Source organism: Cohaesibacter sp. CAU 1516, from assembly GCF_005771485.1.
Classification (GTDB): Bacteria; Pseudomonadota; Alphaproteobacteria; order Rhizobiales; family Cohaesibacteraceae; genus Cohaesibacter; species Cohaesibacter intestini.
Genome location: NZ_VANT01000001.1, coordinates 895,084 through 910,330 on the forward strand (window position 1 = coordinate 895,084; position 15,247 = coordinate 910,330).

Sequence of the window (15,247 nt, forward strand, 5' to 3'; positions counted from 1 at the left end):
TTCTCTCTTATTCCACCTCAACCGGTCCAAGTTCCAGGCTGTTTTTGGCCAGCAATTCAATCACCGCCATACGGACGGCGACCCCCATTTCGACTTGCTCGTGGATGACCGAGCGTCCTGAATCAGCGACCGAGCTGTCAATTTCAACGCCGCGATTCATCGGTCCGGGATGCATCACGATGGCATCCTTGTCGGCATGTTGCAGCTTGTCTTCGTCAAGGCCGTAGAAGTGGAAATATTCACGCACCGATGGGATGAAAGCGCCATTCATGCGTTCGAGCTGCAGGCGGAGCATCATTACCACGTCAGCGCCGTCCAGTCCCTTCTTCATGTCGCGGAAGACCTTGACGCCGAGCGCCTCGACATCGGCGGGCAGCAGGGTGGAGGGGGCAATCAGCCGCACTTCCGCGCCCATGGCATTGAGCAACTGGATGTTGGAGCGGGCTACGCGGGAATGGAGAATGTCGCCGCAAATGGCAACCACCAGATTTTGCAGGCTTGGTTTGTGCTGCAAAATGGTCAAGGCGTCGAGCAAGGCCTGTGTTGGGTGCTCGTGGGCTCCGTCACCGGCATTGATCACCGAGCAGCCAACCTTGCGGGCCAGCAATTGCGGTGCACCGGCGGCGCCATGGCGGACGACCAGAATGTCCGGATTCATCGCGCCGAGGGTCAGCGCGGTGTCGAGCAGGGTTTCGCCCTTGGAGACCGAGGAATTCTTGACCGCCATATTCATGACGTCCGCGCCGAGGCGTTTGCCTGCCAGCTCGAATGAGCTTTGGGTGCGGGTGGAGGCCTCAAAGAACAGATTGATCTGGGTGCGGCCCTTCAGAATGGCCTTCTTTTTTTCGACCTGTCGGGAAACGGCAATGGCTTCCTGTGCCAGTTCCAAAAGAGCTGTGATTTCGGGAGGGGTCAGCCCGGCAATGCCGAGCAAATGGCGATGCGCAAATGCCACGTCTTTATCCTAGCGTTTCGGGGTTTTCGCTAGATGTATAGCTATAGGTGGAATCGTTCCGGGCCGCAAGAGTGAGAAACCGTTTGACTCGTTGAAAATTGATCAACCCGGCATCGCCCCATTTCATGGGTCATCCGGTGATGAAACTGCGGATGATCAGCAACCATAACGGAATGGTCAGAACGGCAAGGCCGGTTTGCAGCGTGACCATGCCATTCAGCAATTCCGCGTCGCCGCCCATTTTCTTGGCCAGAATATAGCCATTCATGGCGGTTGGTACGGCCATGCAGATGACGGCGATTTCGAGCACTTCGTCCTCAAGGCCAAAAAACAGCCCGACGCCAAGAGCCAGAGCTGGCATGGCAATCAGCCGCCAGAGGGTGCCGATCCAGTTGAACAAGCTGGGCGGGAAGAGATAGCGCAGCTTGAGGCCTGCGCCGACAATCAACAGGCCAGTGGCAAGCCCCGCGCGCGCGGTGACCTCGATGGTGGTGCCGATCGCGTCCCAAATGGGGATTTCCAGCATGTTGAAGACCAGCCCGCCTGCGGAGGCCCAAATCAGCGGATTTTTGAGAATATTCATCAAAACGCTGGCGACTTGCGGCTTTGTTTTGGAAGCGAAGGTGGCAAGAATGGTGACGACAATCACATTGATCACCGGAATCATCGTGGCCATGGCAACGGCAACCAGAGCCATGGCATCGGTGCCGTAGGCTTTCTGGACGATGGATAGGGCAATGAAACCGTTCCAGCGCAACACGCTTTGATAAATCGAGGTGTAGGCCGGACCATCAAGCGACAGGGCTGACTTCATCATTGGGTAGGCAACCAGCAGAATCAGCGCCATCACGACGAGGGTGGTAATCAGCGCGCCGGCCATTTCGCCCAAAGGCACATTCTTCAAATCCGCCGAGACCAGCGAATGAAAGATGAGCGCCGGGAAGAAAAGCCAATAGGAAAGGGTCTCCAGTCCGTTCCACTGATTTTCCGGCACCATTTCGCTGCGGCGGATATAGAGACCCAGCGCAACAAGGCAAAAGGTGGGAATCATGGCTTCGAGTATGAGCAGCATTGGGCATTCCGGACGGTAAGGGGACCAAAAGGGCGGAGGGACGATTGGACAAGGCTGGCCCGACAGGCTTGATCCTGTGTACCGGGGTCAGTGGGTTACGGCAAGTCTGTAATGCCCACCAATTGCCTTCTTTGATCAGTCTTCAGGTTGGCCGTCATTGTCTTCTGTCCCCCGGTCGGGTGCCAGACGCGCTCGGTCCAGAGCGCCTTGCAGAATGTAGGAGGCGGCCATTTTGTCGACCACTTCGTCACGGCGTGCACGCGAGGTATCGGCATCGAGCAGGGTGCGGGTGACAGCGACGGTTGAAAGACGCTCATCCCAAAAGGTGACGGGGATCGGATCCGTTTCGCGCTCGCGCCACAGATCCCGCAAGGAGAGGTAAAAGTCGCGTGTGGCCTGAGCGCGTGGACCTTCAGAGCCGTCCATATTGAGCGGCATGCCCAGAATGAAGCCACCGACATTATGCTCCTTGCAAAGAACCATCATCCGTTCGGCATCGAGCGAGAATTTTTTGCGCTGGATGGTCTCAGCGGCACTGGCGATCATCCGACCAGTGTCTGACACGGCAACGCCGATGGTTTTGGTGCCCAGATCAAGTCCCATCAGCCGCTCGCCGGGTTTCAATCCGGCGATCAGGTCATGCAGCGGAATGTCAATCGGCGCTTTTTTCTTCTTCTTGCGGGCCATGTGCTGGGTCTCTCGTTGCTGGAATGCCTTGATTGCAGTGTTGTGGCTTGTTGAGCCTGTTGGTTCAACCGATTAATTCGTCTTTGGTCGTTTCACAGGCGTTGGCAAAGGAAGTGAGATAGGTCTGTATTCTGGCTTTTTGTTCCGGCGCGCGCATGATATGGGCTATTTCATCGGGAGAAGCCTTCATCAGTGCGAAGCGTTCGAAGATGTCTGGTTCAAATCGACTGGTTATGGTTGAGAGCACCAGCCGCAAGGTGGCGAGCATGTCATCTCCCCGGTGGGAGGCATGCAAGAGCGCTACTGGTTTGTCGATGATCTGCTCGCCGGATACAAGCCAATCAATGGCATTTTTAAGGCCGCCGGGCAGGGTGCGGACATATTCGGGACTGGATATGATGATGCCGTGACAGGTTTCCACTGCTGACATGAAGGCGGCAACGGAAGGGGGCAATGGATTGGCTTCAAGGTCGGGTGAGAAGACGGGCAATGTACCCAACGCATCAAAGACCGTGACATTGATGCCCTCAGGGGCTGCTTTGCGGACGGCGTGGAGCAGCGCAGTGTTGGTCGATTCCTGACGTGCACTCCCGGAAATGGCGAGGAGGCGAAGCGGAACGGATCGCTGTGAGGTTGGCGATGGCATCGCAAAGACCTTGTTCGGGCGGGTAAGGGGGATATCGATTTGCCTTCTTCTTGTCCCGATTCTGAGCGCGCTGTCTTCGGCTTTTTGTGGCAAGAGAATAGCAAATGGGGAAAATCGGCATATTCCTTGATGCCATGGTGACTTTCGTGCGGGCTTTGGACCGTTGGGGAGTTGCACCCCTTTCTTCAGCAATGCTATAGCCCTTGATGAGTGAGATGAGACTCATAGTATGTCCGGGCTGCTGTCTGCGTTTTTTCAAGACGTGCGCCGGACCTTTCATTTGGAAGGCTTGCATTCATGTCAATTGACAAGGATACGGTCAAGCGCGTGGCGCGTCTCGCCCGCCTGTCCGTTACAGAAGAAGAGGCGGAGAACCTCAAGGGTGAACTGAACTCCATTCTCGATTGGGTCGAGATGCTCAATGAAGTGGATGTCAATAATGTGGTTCCGATGACTGCCGTTGTCGATCAGGAAATGAAGAAGCGGGACGACGTGATCTCCGACGGCCACTATGCCGACCGCGTCGTGGCCAATGCGCCCATGTCCGAAGACAATTTTTTCATGGTTCCAAAGGTCATCGAATAGACCCTTTCAGGTGCTTGTCCCCGTTTGGGCGGCAAGTCTTGGCGAACCCTTAAATGAGATGGATCGGGATTGTTCGGACGATAGAGGCCTTGGGGCTTACGGACGACCTTCCTGCAAAGTGATGAGGAAGCCAGAGTGACAGATCTCACGGCTTTGACAATTGCAGAGGCCCGCGACGGGCTGGCAAAAAAAGAATTTACCGCAACCGAGTTGACCCAGAGCTACTTGAGCGCGATTGACGCAGCTGATGCGCTCAATGCCTATATCATCAAGACGCCGGAAAAGGCGCTTGAAATGGCAAAGACGTCTGATGCGCGCATCGCCAAGGGCGAAGCTGGCGCACTGGAAGGCATTCCACTCGGGATCAAGGACCTTTATTGCACCAAGGGTGTCGGCGCACAGGCCTGCTCGCATATTCTGGACAAGTTCACGCCGGAATATGAAAGCACCGTGACGCAAAACCTCTGGGACGATGGCGCCGTTATGCTCGGTAAGCTCAATATGGACGAGTTTGCCATGGGATCTGCTAACGAGACCAGCTATTTCGGCCCGGTTAAAAACCCTTGGCGTGCGACGGGTGAAGACATTGACCGGGTGCCCGGCGGGTCTTCAGGTGGCTCGGCTGCGGCTGTGGCGGCACGCATTTGTGCGGCTGCAACTGCCTCGGACACCGGTGGTTCGATCCGCCAGCCTGCTGCCTTTACCGGTACGGTCGGTATGAAGCCAACCTATGGCCGTTGTTCGCGCTGGGGCATGATTGCCTTTGCCTCCTCGCTTGATCAGGCCGGACCAATCACCCGCACCGTGCGCGATTCTGCCATTTTGATGAAGTCGATGGCGTCGGTTGATGCGAAAGACACCACCAGCGTCAACCTGCCTGTGCCCGATTATGAAGCCGCGCTGACCGGCGACATTCGCGGCATGCGCATTGGTATTCCCAAAGAATATCGCGTCGACGGCATGCCTGCAGAGGTGGATGCCTGCTGGCAGCAGGGGATTGACTGGCTGAAAGCAGCCGGGGCGGAGATTGTCGATATCTCCCTGCCAATGACCAAATATGCCCTGCCAGCCTATTACATCGTGGCACCGGCTGAGGCTTCGTCCAACCTTGCCCGTTATGACGGCGTGAAATACGGTCTGCGCGTTCCCGGTGATGACATCGTCGACATGTATGAAAAGACCCGCGCCGCTGGCTTTGGCTCCGAGGTCAAGCGTCGTATCCTGATCGGCACCTATGTGCTGAGCGCTGGTTATTATGATGCCTATTATCTGCGCGCCCAAAAGATCCGCACGCTGATCAAGCAGGACTTTGAGAAAGCGTTCGAAAGCGTCGACACCATCCTGACGCCAGCTACCCCATCGGCTGCCTTTGAGTTGGGCCGTGAGGTGACTGATCCGGTACAGAACTATCTCAACGACATCTTCACTGTGACTGTGAATATGGCTGGTCTGCCGGGCATTGCGGTGCCTGCTGGCAAGTCGGCTGAGGGCTTGCCGATGGGGCTGCAACTGATCGGCAAGGCATTCGATGAGGAAACCCTGTTCCGCGCAGCGGGCGTTCTGGAAGATGCCGCTGGCATCATGGAAGCGCCAGCCAAGTGGTGGTAGGAGCCGAGATTGAAAGATCAAAAGGCGATGAGAAAGCCTGAAGACTGCACTGAACGTGCTCATATTCGTGAGGAAATCGACCGGGTCGACCGGGAGCTGATCGCGTTGTTCAAACAGCGCGACGGCTATATCCGGCGGATGGCCCACATCAAGACAGACCCCAACGAGGCGCGGGTTGACTGGCGCGTCAAGGATGTTCTGGACAAGGTGTTGGCCGCGCTTGAAGACCATGATCTGCCACCAGATCTCTATATGGAATTCTGGGAGCAACTGATCGACCTCAATATCGATTATGAGACAGTGGCCATCGCGGCCATTCAGGCAGACAAACAAGAGACATCCGGCACCGATTGAGTGCTGTTATCTATTGAGTGAGGAGCAGCGGCAACGCGCTCCCATAGCTGAGGACGAAAATATGGCTGAAGCGTCCAGCAAATTGATCAAAGGGGCGACGGGCGACTGGGAAGTGGTCGTTGGCATGGAAATCCATGCGCAGGTCGCCTCCGAGGCAAAACTCTTTTCTGGTTCCTCCACCGAGTTCGGTGGCGCGGCCAACGACCATGTGAGCTTCGTTGATGCAGCCATGCCCGGCATGCTGCCTGTGATCAACGAGGAATGTGTGCGTCAGGCGATCCGGACCGGTCTTGGCCTGAAGGCCGAGATCAACAATCGCTCGGTCTTTGACCGCAAAAACTATTTCTATCCCGATCTGCCGCAGGGCTATCAGATCTCGCAATATAAGGATCCGATTGTTGGCGAAGGTATTGTCATTCTCGACATGCTGGATGGCGAGCGGATCGAAGTGGGCGTTGAGCGGTTGCATCTGGAACAGGATGCGGGCAAGTCGATGCATGACCAGCATCCGACCATGTCCTTTGTTGATCTGAACCGCTCCGGCGTGGCTTTGATGGAGATCGTCTCCAAGCCTGATATCCGCTCGTCAGAGGAAGCCAAGGCCTACATGACCAAGATGCGGACCATCGTGCGGTATCTTGGCACGTCTGACGGCAATATGGAGCAGGGCTCGATGCGGGCCGATGTCAACGTGTCTGTGCGTCGTCCGGGCGATGAATTCGGCACCCGCTGCGAGATCAAGAACATGAACTCGATCCGTTTCATCGGTCAGGCGATCGAGTATGAAGCCCGTCGCCAGATTGCAATCCTTGAGGATGGCGGCTCGATTGATCAGGAAACCCGTCTTTACGATCCGAAAAAGGGCGAAACCCGCTCGATGCGGTCGAAAGAAGAAGCGCATGATTATCGCTACTTCCCGGATCCTGATCTGCTGCCGCTGGAATTTGACGATGCCTATGTGGATGCCTTGCGTCAGGGGCTGCCCGAGCTGCCAGATGACAAGCGCGAACGCTTCATTTCCGAGTTGGGCCTGAAGCCTTATGATGCGTCGGTTCTGGTCGCTTCCAAGCGTCTGGCTGACTTCTTTGAAGAAGTGGCCAATGGTCGTGATTCCCAACTTGCTGCCAATTGGGTGATCAATGAATGGCTTGGTCGTCTGAACAAGGAAGGTCTCGACATTGATGCCAGCCCGATTTCCGCTGACCAGCTGGGCAAGATTGTCGATCTGATCAAGGCGGGCGATATTTCCGGCAAGATCGCCAAGGATCTGTTTGAAATCGTCTGGACCGACGGGGGCGACCCTGCCGAGGTGGTGGAAGCCAACGGCATGAAGCAGGTGACCGACACCGGCGCGATTGAAGCCATTGTCGACGACATCATCGCCAACAATCCCGATCAGGTCGAGAAGGTCAAGGACAAGCCGGGCCTGATTGGCTGGTTCGTCGGTCAGGTGATGAAGGCTTCGCAGGGCAAAGCCAACCCGCAAGCGGTCAACCAGATCCTGAAAGACAAGCTTGGCATCTAAACTTTGCAGTCAGTCTAATCATTCATTGCTGACAAGGGCGCGGGAGACATTCCGCGCCTTTTTCTATGCACGATTGTGTCTGGACAGTCACGCCAAATTTGTCTTGGATAGAAAGCAAGAGGGGGATGCTTCTCTTTGGTAACTTGTTTATCGTTATTGCGATAACTAATTAGGTGGCCTAGCAGTTCTTCCTCTTGCTGGCGATCACTTGCGGTTTCAGGACCATTGGGGGACCAATCAATGACTTTGCTTGTTTTGGGGGTGCTGCTTTGGTCAGTGCTCCACTTCTTACCCATCTTTGCGCCAACCATGCGCGCTGGATTTCAGTCCAAACTAGGCGAGGGGCCATATCGTGGGCTGTTCAGTCTGTTGATGTTCGGCTCAATCGGGCTAATGGTGATGGGCTGGCGCAGCTCGGTTGCTGGGGAAGAGCTGTTTGCTGGTGGCTATTCGTTGCGGCACGTCACCTATGCCTTCATTCTCGCCGCAATCATTCTGTTTGGGGCTGCCAAGGGGCAGAGTCGCATTCGCCGTGTCATTCGTCATCCCATGTTGACCGGTGTCATTGTCTGGGGCACTGGCCATTTGCTGGTCAATAATGACCCGCGCTCGCTGGTGCTGTTTGGGGGGATGGTTGTCTGGGCGCTGATTTCGATCGTCGGCATCAATCGACGCGATGGGGCCTATCGTCCACCGGACCCCTGGAGCTGGATGCGGGAGCTCCGACTGCTGGTCATTTCGGTGGTGCTCTATATCGGTCTTGTTTTTGCCCATCCCTATTTTACCGGTATTGCCCTGTTCTAGCATCGCTACCGGCGATAGTCTTTGATCTTTGATGCGCGTCTGAGTAACTCGGTGTGAGTTGCTTGGGCGCGCTTTGTTTTGGGCCTGTTATTTAAGCGTATAATAGGACCAATTTCTCTTTCTCTGTCAGGAAGACTACAGCTTGCGCTGGCAAATTGGCACAAATCGTCGAACTCAGAGACAAGTGTGCAAATTTTGCGAGAAAAATACCCGTTTTTTGTACTCCTCTGTGGGTCGACATGACTTATGACAAGACTATCGTATAAGAAGTCGGCTAAAGAAAAGCCGACTTGCCTATCGGCTTCTCCTTAAGGGAGAGCATTGATGGGAGAATCCACATGATAGCCTGTGCCGATCCTCCGGGCACGCTTTTGAAGGAGTTATGATTGTGTTTCAGATTGAAATTCGGGAAGCGCAACGAAAAGATGTCCCTGCTATCGTGTCGATGCTGATTGACGACGTTATCGGCAAAGACCGTGAGAATGACGCTGATCTCACCCCCTATTATGAAGCATTTGACGCAATCTCCGCGGATGCCAACAATTCGATCTTTGTCGCCTGTGACGAAGTCGGTGCGGTGGTGGGCACCTTCCAGCTGGTCTATATGCACGGCCTGTCGGTGATGGCAGCCAAACGCGCCGAGATCGAAGCTGTGCGTATTCACTCCTATTTCCGTGGCCGTGGTCTTGGTAAGCAGATGTTTGCCTGGGCGATGGACAAGGCCAAGGCTGATGGGTGCGCGATCCTGCAGCTGACCACGTCGAAGACCCGCGGCGATAGCCAGCGTTTCTATGATCAACTCGGTTTTGAAGCGACCCATATCGGCTACAAGATGAGTCTTTAACGGCCTCTGGTCGTTATTGGTCTGAGTGTCTGCCTTGCGCCATTTGTGGCCAACAAGCGACCCTCATGGTGGTATGGATTTTTTGGATACCTCTGCAATCGCAGGATTGCAGGGGTTTTTCTTTGCTTTTGCCAGTTTTTGCAGTCTTTCGCCTGCGCCTAACTTTTGGGATGCGCCCTTTGTCCCTTGTTGCTTTTGCTTAGGGCTGTCTTGTTGAAAAGCGTTCGCATGGTTTCCCAATGGTTACCTCGAATGCTCACATTCTCTTCAAGTTTTCTTCACGCCCCGCAGCTTTCTGCCGATTTCTAGGTTACTGAAAAGTTAGCTTCAGGAACTTGTAACCTTTTGTTTTCATTGCGGTAACCAAGGAAATTTACGTCGAATTGAGGGATTTCTTACACCATTGATCTCATGAGGACGGGCAAACGCCCACGGCAATCGGACCTTGGACGGGTCTGGCAGATATCCAGAAATGGGGATGTAAAATGGCTAGAGTAGAATATGAAATTTCAGAGCTGAATGGTGTTGGTCTTGATGCCAGTGGCGAAGTTTTCTTCCAGTTGGGGCTGTCTTTCGCAGTTGGCGAACAGGGTGAGCCGGATCTGGTGGCAGCACACAAATGGTTCAATCTTGCCGCCATGAAAGGCAACCGTGACGCAGCGATCCGTCGGCAGGAACTGACATTCGAGATGTCGACGCTTGAAATTTCCCGCGCCCAGCGTGAAGCACGTGAGTGGATGCGTCTGCACTAAGCCTGTCCGATTGCCCGAAGGGGTGATCTCCGCCCGGAAACGAGCGACTGCGTTTCAGGACGGCGAACCAAAGTGAAGGTTCCAGCACCGGACGGTGGCCAATGTGTAAGTTTGAGTGACGGGTACCAGATGTCTGGTGCCCGTTTTTTGTTGTCCTGATGCCTTTGATAAAACCACGCCCTAATGAGGCGTGTCTGTCCCTAGATCCAGCGCCTGTTCCACCTGCTGCATCCCCGGCTGGCCATGGATAAATCCATTGACGAAATCGTGGTTTGGCATCAGCTCGGTGATTTTGGCGCGCGCCTCGGACGCATCGATGTTGCCTTGCGTGAAAGCACGGAAGGTTTCTCCGACCGCCAGCATGTCACCGGTATGGGGGGACAGACGGAAGGCGTTGACCCCGGCTTCTGCCAAGGCAGGCAGTTCGTCGAGCAAGAGCTGGCTGCCATGGGACATGGTCTGGATGCCATTCACCGCCAGAAAATCCTGCCCGGTCAGGCTCTTGACGTCGCGGCCATCGGGATCCACTTCGCAGACAAAGCGACAACTGTCCTTGGACAGATGATGCAGACGGGCGTGATAGCAGCGGGCTGACAAGGCCAGCGGCAGCCGCCCGAAGACCTGCAATTCATAGGCTGGCTCAGGAGCCGCCTTGATCAATTGGGCCGTGGTTTCGGCCGGCACTTCTGCTGGCAGCACAAACCGCACAGCACCCCGGCTGGCGAGCGAACGGATGGTTGCCTCGTTATAGATGTTGATATAGGGGCCGACCACATAGTCGCGGCCCTTCAAAAAGGCGAGGGCGGTCAGGTCATTGGCTTCGACCATCCACATATCCTGCTCGCACTGTTCCTGCAGGTTCTTGCGCTCGGGCTTGGTGGTCACCAGCGCAAGCGTGGAAATGATGACCTTCTTGCCAGCACTTTCCATCCGCTCGAGAATGTCGGGCAGCACCTTGTTGCGGAAGGGCAAGCGCTTGGAGCAGACCGGCTCGCCAATATAGACCAGATCGAAGTCGCCTTCGTCAGCAACCTTGAAATAGAAATCGCGCCAGTCGCTTTCAGACCAGTTGAACAGGCAAGGGCCAAGGGTGAGTTCGGTATGTTTCATTGCCGGGTCCTTTCCCTTAGCGCCAGGTTTTCTGGTAGGAGCCTTTGGTGGTCTTCTGGCCCTCGGTCAGTGGTGCCAGAATGGCATCGAGATCGACGCTACGCCCGGTGGCAACCGCATCCACCGCGGTGCAGAAGCTTTTGACAACCTGCGCCATATAGGCCTTGCCGCGCTGGCGGCCTTCGATCTTCAAAGCTGTGACGCCTGCCTGTTGCAGCTGGGGCAGCAGATGGGCGGCATTCAGGCTCACCGGATCTTCAAACACATAGCCCACTTCGCCATCGCTTTCGAACCGGCCCTTGCAAAGGGTCGGATAGGCGGCGGCTTCCCCCTTGGGATATTGGTTGATGGTGATGCCTTCAAGCGTGCTTTCCAGATGGGAGCCACGATCTTCATATTTGACCGAACCCGGAGGCGAGCAGACGCCATTGATGTTGGGAGACTTGCCGGTGCAATAGGAGGAGAGGGAACAACGCCCTTCTGCCATCACACACAAGCCGCCAAAGATGAAGACTTCGGTCTCGCAGGTGATTTCTGCATTGATCGCGGCGATTTCCTGCACCGTGAGGACACGCGGCAGGACAACCCGTTTGACGTTGAACTCATCCGCATAATAATTGATCATGTCCGCATTGGCCGCAGCGGCCTGTACCGACAGGTGAGCGCGCAAATCCGGATGCTTGGTTGCGGCATAGTCGAGCATGCCCAGATCGGCGAGGATGATCGCATGGGCATTGGACGCGGCGACTTCATCAATGGCCTCGCGCCAGAGGTCGGTCTTGCCGGCTTGTGCAAAGGTGTTGACCGCGACCAGCACCTTGGAGCCGCGCGCGGCGGCATAATCGATGCCCTGATGCAGTTCCTTGGTCGAGAAGTTGAGGCCGGGAAAGTTGCGGGCATTGGTTTCGTTGCGGAAGCCGCAATAAACGGTGTCGGCACCGGCGTCAACGGCCGTGCGCAGGGCGGCAGGGGTGCCTGCTGGGCAAACCAGTTCCATGGCTTTCTGGGTCATCTCTCCTCCTGGTAACTGCAGATCTGGTCCTTGAACCCTTTTTCGGGATCCAGATGATCGCATGCCCGCAACGTCGAAAAACGTGCGGGCCATGCGGGCTGTTTCTTGTCCTACCGGGTCTTGATGCCCGGTGAATGGAATGGCTTAGGTCGGATAAACCCCATGCATTGGTTCCATCACCATTGCATTGTCATTGGCCTGCCGGGCTGCCGTCGTGAAGGAGCCGTTGCGCAGGGTTTCCAGAATGGCCTTGCCGCCGGATTCAACGGGACGGGACAACTTGCCCGCCATCTGGGCGCATTCGTGGATGAAGTCGATTTCCGCATCATCGAGCGCATTGCGCAGGGCCAGCACGGCTTCGGTGTCGCCTTCGATGGTCAGATCACGCGAGAAGAACAGGGCATCGCCATCTTCCTCGCCATCCATCAGATCGAGCAGGGACATGAAGGGAGCTGAGACGGTGACATCCCGGTTCGGGAAGGCATCAATCGAGCGTGAGAGGCGAATCTGGACGCGTTCATTATAGAAGGTCAGACAGGCGATCCAGTCGAGATCTGTCGGCACCACCACAAAACACTTTTCGGCATAGTCGCCCAGACGCTCAAAGAATTCCGGATGCTCGTAGGCAATCCGGTTGGCCGCGCCAGCAATCAGGCGTTCAAGTGGCATCAGGGGCAAAAACTGGGTCAGGCGTGCGACGCATGGGGGGAAAGAACGCACCGTTCCGTCAGTCATTATCGTATCTCCTCAGTCCCGGATTGCGGGCTGTCTTCGAGATGCAGACAATCGCAACCCTGGCGAGGCTATCCTGAGGGGCCTTCGGACTGCGCATTGGAATGCTCATCTTGGCGACAAATAGCAGGTTTTGAATGACAAAAATCATCGCCACCTGCGCCAAAATGGCGCACGTAAATTCCCTTAGTTCTTCCGGTTATGGCCTTTTGTTGCGTCCGAGCGGCCAGACACAGGGCTGGCTGAGGTTTGGAGAGGGGTTGGCCAATCGTCCTTTTGCCGCGTTTCCCGCAATAAAGCGCAGAAAACCGTAGATCCGCCGATGGCTTGCTCGAGCCGCCTTCACGAAGCCCTTGCCGCTCAGACTGGCGAGCTTGCATCATGCCCGGTTCCCCGACGGAAAGGTGGGGGATTGGGGCGCACTTTGTGCTTCGCCTTTTGGCGTGTTGAAATCTTCCTTCAGGTGAGCGGTGTCACCCTCGTCAGGCGTGCCCAAGGGCATTTGGCACCGCTTAGGCGGTTGGGGACGACAAGTGTTCGCAATTTATCAACAGGCGTTGCTTTGGCGGCAACGTTTCTTGGTGTTCCTTATCAGGATGAGGTGCGAAACTTTTCGGATATTGCGCTGCTGTGGCCTGATTTTTTGCATTTTGGACGCAGGCTATTTTTGCTGGGGCAAAAGAAATGACAGAGTCATGATTTTGCTAGGCAAAGGCCAGCAAGCATGGTAGTGACCAGCGTCAACTTCTATCAAATCGCTTCTGATCAAATGGCTCCTGTTTTGCAGTATTCTGGCAGGCTCCATAGAGGCATTTTCCTTTTGGCACCGCGTTTGTCCCCTCCCTCCCGGCATGGCAAACCAAACTCAGAGGACTGTTGACATGGCCATCATCCTTGAACCTTCCACCGGTCGCGAAGCGCTGACGTTTGACGACGTTCTGCTTCAGCCAGATCATTCCATCGTGATGCCCGGCGAGGTGAATATCACCACGCGGCTGACCAAGGAAATTGAACTCAGCTTGCCGATCCTGTCCTCCGCAATGGACACCGTGTCTGAAGCCAAAATGGCGATTGCCATGGCGCAGGCTGGCGGTATGGGTGTGATTCACAAGAATCTGTCCCTTGAAGAGCAGGCCGAGCAGGTCCGTCAGGTCAAGAAATTCGAAAGCGGCATGGTCGTCAATCCGCTAACCATCACACCGGACTATACGGTGGAGGAAGCCAAGGCCCTGACCAAGCAATATGGCTTTTCTGGCGTGCCTGTGGTCGAAGGCACCAAGGATGGCGAGAAGACGGGCCGTCTCGTCGGTATTCTGACCCACCGCGATCTGCGCTTTGCCTCCGATCCCGAGCAGCGCGTCTATGAGCTGATGACCCGCGACAATCTCATCACCGTCACCGAGCAGGTGTCGCAGAAAGAAGCCAAGCGGCTGCTGCACCAACACCGTATCGAAAAGTTGCTGGTGGTCGATGACAAATATCACTGCATCGGTCTGATCACCGTGAAGGATATCGAAAAATCCCGTCTCAACCCCAATGCCTGCAAGGATGCGCAAGGCCGTCTGCGTGTGGCCGCTGCTTGCTCCGTGGGTGACAAGGGGTTCGAGATGGCCGAGGCGCTGATTGATGCCGAGGTTGATGCTTTGGTGGTGGATACCGCCCATGGTCACAGCCAGGCAGTGCTTGATGTTGTGACCCGGATCAAGAAGGCAAGCAACAATGTGCAGGTGATTGCCGGTAACGTGGCCACAGCGAGTGCCACAAAGGCGCTGATTGATGCAGGGGCGGATGCGGTCAAGGTCGGCATCGGGCCGGGCTCGATCTGTACCACCCGGATTGTCGCTGGCGTTGGTGTGCCTCAGTTGACCGCCGTGATGGATTGCTCGGCTGCTGCAGCAGAGGCTGGCGTGCCGACCATTGCGGATGGTGGCATCAAATTCTCGGGCGATCTGGCCAAAGCTCTGGCCGGTGGTGCGATGGTCGGCATGGTTGGCTCGCTGTTGGCTGGCACCGACGAAAGCCCCGGAGAGGTTTATCTCTATCAGGGCCGTTCGTTCAAATCCTATCGCGGCATGGGCTCTGTTGGTGCCATGGCGCGCGGCTCCGCCGACCGCTATTTCCAAGCCGAAGTGCGCGACAATCTCAAGCTCGTGCCCGAAGGCGTGGAAGGTCAAGTGCCGTATAAAGGCCCGGTTGCAGCGGTTCTGCACCAGTTGGCTGGTGGCCTTCGGGCGGCCATGGGCTATACCGGCTCAAAAGATCTGGCCGAGTTCCGAGAGCGCGCCAAATTCGTCCGCATCTCTTCGGCCTCCTTGCGTGAGAGCCACGCACACGACGTCACGATCACCCGCGAAAGCCCGAACTATGGCGGCGTGAGCTAAGACTCATTCGCTCTTGCAATGCTAAAAAAGCCAATAGGATTTAGGCCAACGAGCCTATGTTTCTATTGGCTCTTTTGTTTCTTCTTTCGGATAAGTGACAATGTAGAGAAAAATCGAGCGCGTAGGGGTGCGGGGGAATACTTAAATGAAACTTGCCATGTGTCGCGTGTTGGTTGAGCG

The 15,247-nt window shown here is 55.8% G+C and carries 16 protein-coding genes; 9 read left to right on the top strand and 7 right to left on the bottom strand.

Going from position 1 to position 15,247, the window contains the following annotated elements:
• Positions 1-7: 7 nt before the first annotated feature.
• The 4 genes from FDK21_RS04180 to FDK21_RS04195 all read right to left on the bottom strand — a co-directional run bounded on the left by FDK21_RS04180 (position 8) and on the right by FDK21_RS04195 (position 3,360).
• Positions 8-955, bottom strand: a complete 948-nt coding sequence (locus FDK21_RS04180) for an aspartate carbamoyltransferase catalytic subunit (protein WP_114009047.1) — start codon at positions 953-955, stop codon at positions 8-10.
• A 130-nt stretch (positions 956-1,085) separates the two neighbouring features.
• Complete coding sequence (locus FDK21_RS04185) at positions 1,086-2,027, bottom strand: AEC family transporter (protein WP_138147587.1); 942 nt, start codon at positions 2,025-2,027, stop codon at positions 1,086-1,088.
• A gap of 135 nt (positions 2,028-2,162) precedes the next feature.
• Positions 2,163-2,630, bottom strand: a complete 468-nt coding sequence (ruvX, locus tag FDK21_RS04190) for a Holliday junction resolvase RuvX (RefSeq protein ID WP_246657507.1) — start codon at positions 2,628-2,630, stop codon at positions 2,163-2,165.
• A 148-nt stretch (positions 2,631-2,778) separates the two neighbouring features.
• Positions 2,779-3,360 carry an NADPH-dependent FMN reductase gene (locus FDK21_RS04195; protein WP_138147589.1) on the bottom strand — a complete coding sequence of 194 codons (582 nt, stop codon included), beginning with the start codon at positions 3,358-3,360 and terminating at the stop codon, positions 2,779-2,781.
• A 297-nt stretch (positions 3,361-3,657) separates the two neighbouring features.
• Between FDK21_RS04195 and gatC the strand changes: the two genes are divergently transcribed.
• The 7 genes from gatC (at position 3,658) to FDK21_RS04230 (ending at position 9,832) form a co-directional block, all read left to right on the top strand.
• The gene (gene gatC / locus FDK21_RS04200) at positions 3,658-3,945 is read left to right on the top strand and encodes an Asp-tRNA(Asn)/Glu-tRNA(Gln) amidotransferase subunit GatC (RefSeq protein ID WP_114009043.1); all 288 of its coding nucleotides are present in this window, start codon (positions 3,658-3,660) and stop codon (positions 3,943-3,945) included.
• 135 nt (positions 3,946-4,080) lie between these two features.
• Positions 4,081-5,553 carry an Asp-tRNA(Asn)/Glu-tRNA(Gln) amidotransferase subunit GatA gene (gatA, locus tag FDK21_RS04205; protein ID WP_114009042.1) on the top strand — a complete coding sequence of 491 codons (1,473 nt, stop codon included), beginning with the start codon at positions 4,081-4,083 and terminating at the stop codon, positions 5,551-5,553.
• A gap of 9 nt (positions 5,554-5,562) precedes the next feature.
• Positions 5,563-5,907: a chorismate mutase gene (locus FDK21_RS04210; protein ID WP_138147590.1), complete on the top strand. Its 345-nt coding sequence runs from the start codon at positions 5,563-5,565 to the stop codon at positions 5,905-5,907.
• 61 nt (positions 5,908-5,968) lie between these two features.
• Entirely contained in the window at positions 5,969-7,432 is a 1,464-nt protein-coding gene (gatB, locus tag FDK21_RS04215) for an Asp-tRNA(Asn)/Glu-tRNA(Gln) amidotransferase subunit GatB (RefSeq protein WP_138147591.1), read from the top strand.
• A 240-nt stretch (positions 7,433-7,672) separates the two neighbouring features.
• Positions 7,673-8,236 (top strand): NnrU family protein, encoded by a 564-nt coding sequence (locus tag FDK21_RS04220; protein ID WP_138147592.1) that lies wholly within the window; start codon positions 7,673-7,675, stop codon positions 8,234-8,236.
• A 382-nt stretch (positions 8,237-8,618) separates the two neighbouring features.
• A complete protein-coding gene (locus FDK21_RS04225) occupies positions 8,619-9,080 on the top strand; it encodes a GNAT family N-acetyltransferase (RefSeq protein ID WP_198662870.1) in 462 nt (153 codons plus the stop codon).
• 485 nt (positions 9,081-9,565) lie between these two features.
• A complete protein-coding gene (locus FDK21_RS04230) occupies positions 9,566-9,832 on the top strand; it encodes an SEL1-like repeat protein (RefSeq protein ID WP_114009038.1) in 267 nt (88 codons plus the stop codon).
• Between the two features lie 180 nt (positions 9,833-10,012).
• Here FDK21_RS04230 and FDK21_RS04235 read toward each other — a convergent pair whose 3' ends face one another.
• The 3 genes from FDK21_RS04235 to FDK21_RS04245 all read right to left on the bottom strand — a co-directional run bounded on the left by FDK21_RS04235 (position 10,013) and on the right by FDK21_RS04245 (position 12,689).
• Complete coding sequence (locus tag FDK21_RS04235) at positions 10,013-10,942, bottom strand: U32 family peptidase (RefSeq protein WP_138147593.1); 930 nt, start codon at positions 10,940-10,942, stop codon at positions 10,013-10,015.
• Between the two features lie 16 nt (positions 10,943-10,958).
• Complete coding sequence (locus FDK21_RS04240; RefSeq protein ID WP_138147945.1) at positions 10,959-11,939, bottom strand: peptidase U32 family protein; 981 nt, start codon at positions 11,937-11,939, stop codon at positions 10,959-10,961.
• A gap of 159 nt (positions 11,940-12,098) precedes the next feature.
• Positions 12,099-12,689: an SCP2 sterol-binding domain-containing protein gene (locus tag FDK21_RS04245; RefSeq protein WP_114009036.1), complete on the bottom strand. Its 591-nt coding sequence runs from the start codon at positions 12,687-12,689 to the stop codon at positions 12,099-12,101.
• A gap of 409 nt (positions 12,690-13,098) precedes the next feature.
• Between FDK21_RS04245 and FDK21_RS04250 the strand changes: the two genes are divergently transcribed.
• Positions 13,099-13,374 (top strand): hypothetical protein, encoded by a 276-nt coding sequence (locus FDK21_RS04250; RefSeq protein ID WP_138147594.1) that lies wholly within the window; start codon positions 13,099-13,101, stop codon positions 13,372-13,374.
• 193 nt (positions 13,375-13,567) lie between these two features.
• Positions 13,568-15,067 (top strand): IMP dehydrogenase, encoded by a 1,500-nt coding sequence (guaB, locus tag FDK21_RS04255; protein ID WP_114009034.1) that lies wholly within the window; start codon positions 13,568-13,570, stop codon positions 15,065-15,067.
• The last annotated feature ends 180 nt before the right edge of the window (positions 15,068-15,247 follow it).

Coding starts and splice junctions, on each gene's coding strand:
- FDK21_RS04195 (WP_138147589.1), bottom strand. CDS start 3,360: ATGCCATCGCCAACCTCACAGCGATCCGTTCCGCTTCGCCTCCTCGCC.
- gatC (WP_114009043.1), top strand. CDS start 3,658: ATGTCAATTGACAAGGATACGGTCAAGCGCGTGGCGCGTCTCGCCCGC.
- FDK21_RS04185 (WP_138147587.1), bottom strand. CDS start 2,027: ATGCTGCTCATACTCGAAGCCATGATTCCCACCTTTTGCCTTGTTGCG.
- FDK21_RS04220 (WP_138147592.1), top strand. CDS start 7,673: ATGACTTTGCTTGTTTTGGGGGTGCTGCTTTGGTCAGTGCTCCACTTC.
- FDK21_RS04225 (WP_198662870.1), top strand. CDS start 8,619: ATGATTGTGTTTCAGATTGAAATTCGGGAAGCGCAACGAAAAGATGTC.
- FDK21_RS04240 (WP_138147945.1), bottom strand. CDS start 11,939: ATGGAACTGGTTTGCCCAGCAGGCACCCCTGCCGCCCTGCGCACGGCC.
- guaB (WP_114009034.1), top strand. CDS start 13,568: ATGGCCATCATCCTTGAACCTTCCACCGGTCGCGAAGCGCTGACGTTT.
- ruvX (WP_246657507.1), bottom strand. CDS start 2,630: ATGGGACTTGATCTGGGCACCAAAACCATCGGCGTTGCCGTGTCAGAC.
- FDK21_RS04245 (WP_114009036.1), bottom strand. CDS start 12,689: ATGACTGACGGAACGGTGCGTTCTTTCCCCCCATGCGTCGCACGCCTG.
- FDK21_RS04230 (WP_114009038.1), top strand. CDS start 9,566: ATGGCTAGAGTAGAATATGAAATTTCAGAGCTGAATGGTGTTGGTCTT.
- gatB (WP_138147591.1), top strand. CDS start 5,969: ATGGCTGAAGCGTCCAGCAAATTGATCAAAGGGGCGACGGGCGACTGG.
- FDK21_RS04235 (WP_138147593.1), bottom strand. CDS start 10,942: ATGAAACATACCGAACTCACCCTTGGCCCTTGCCTGTTCAACTGGTCT.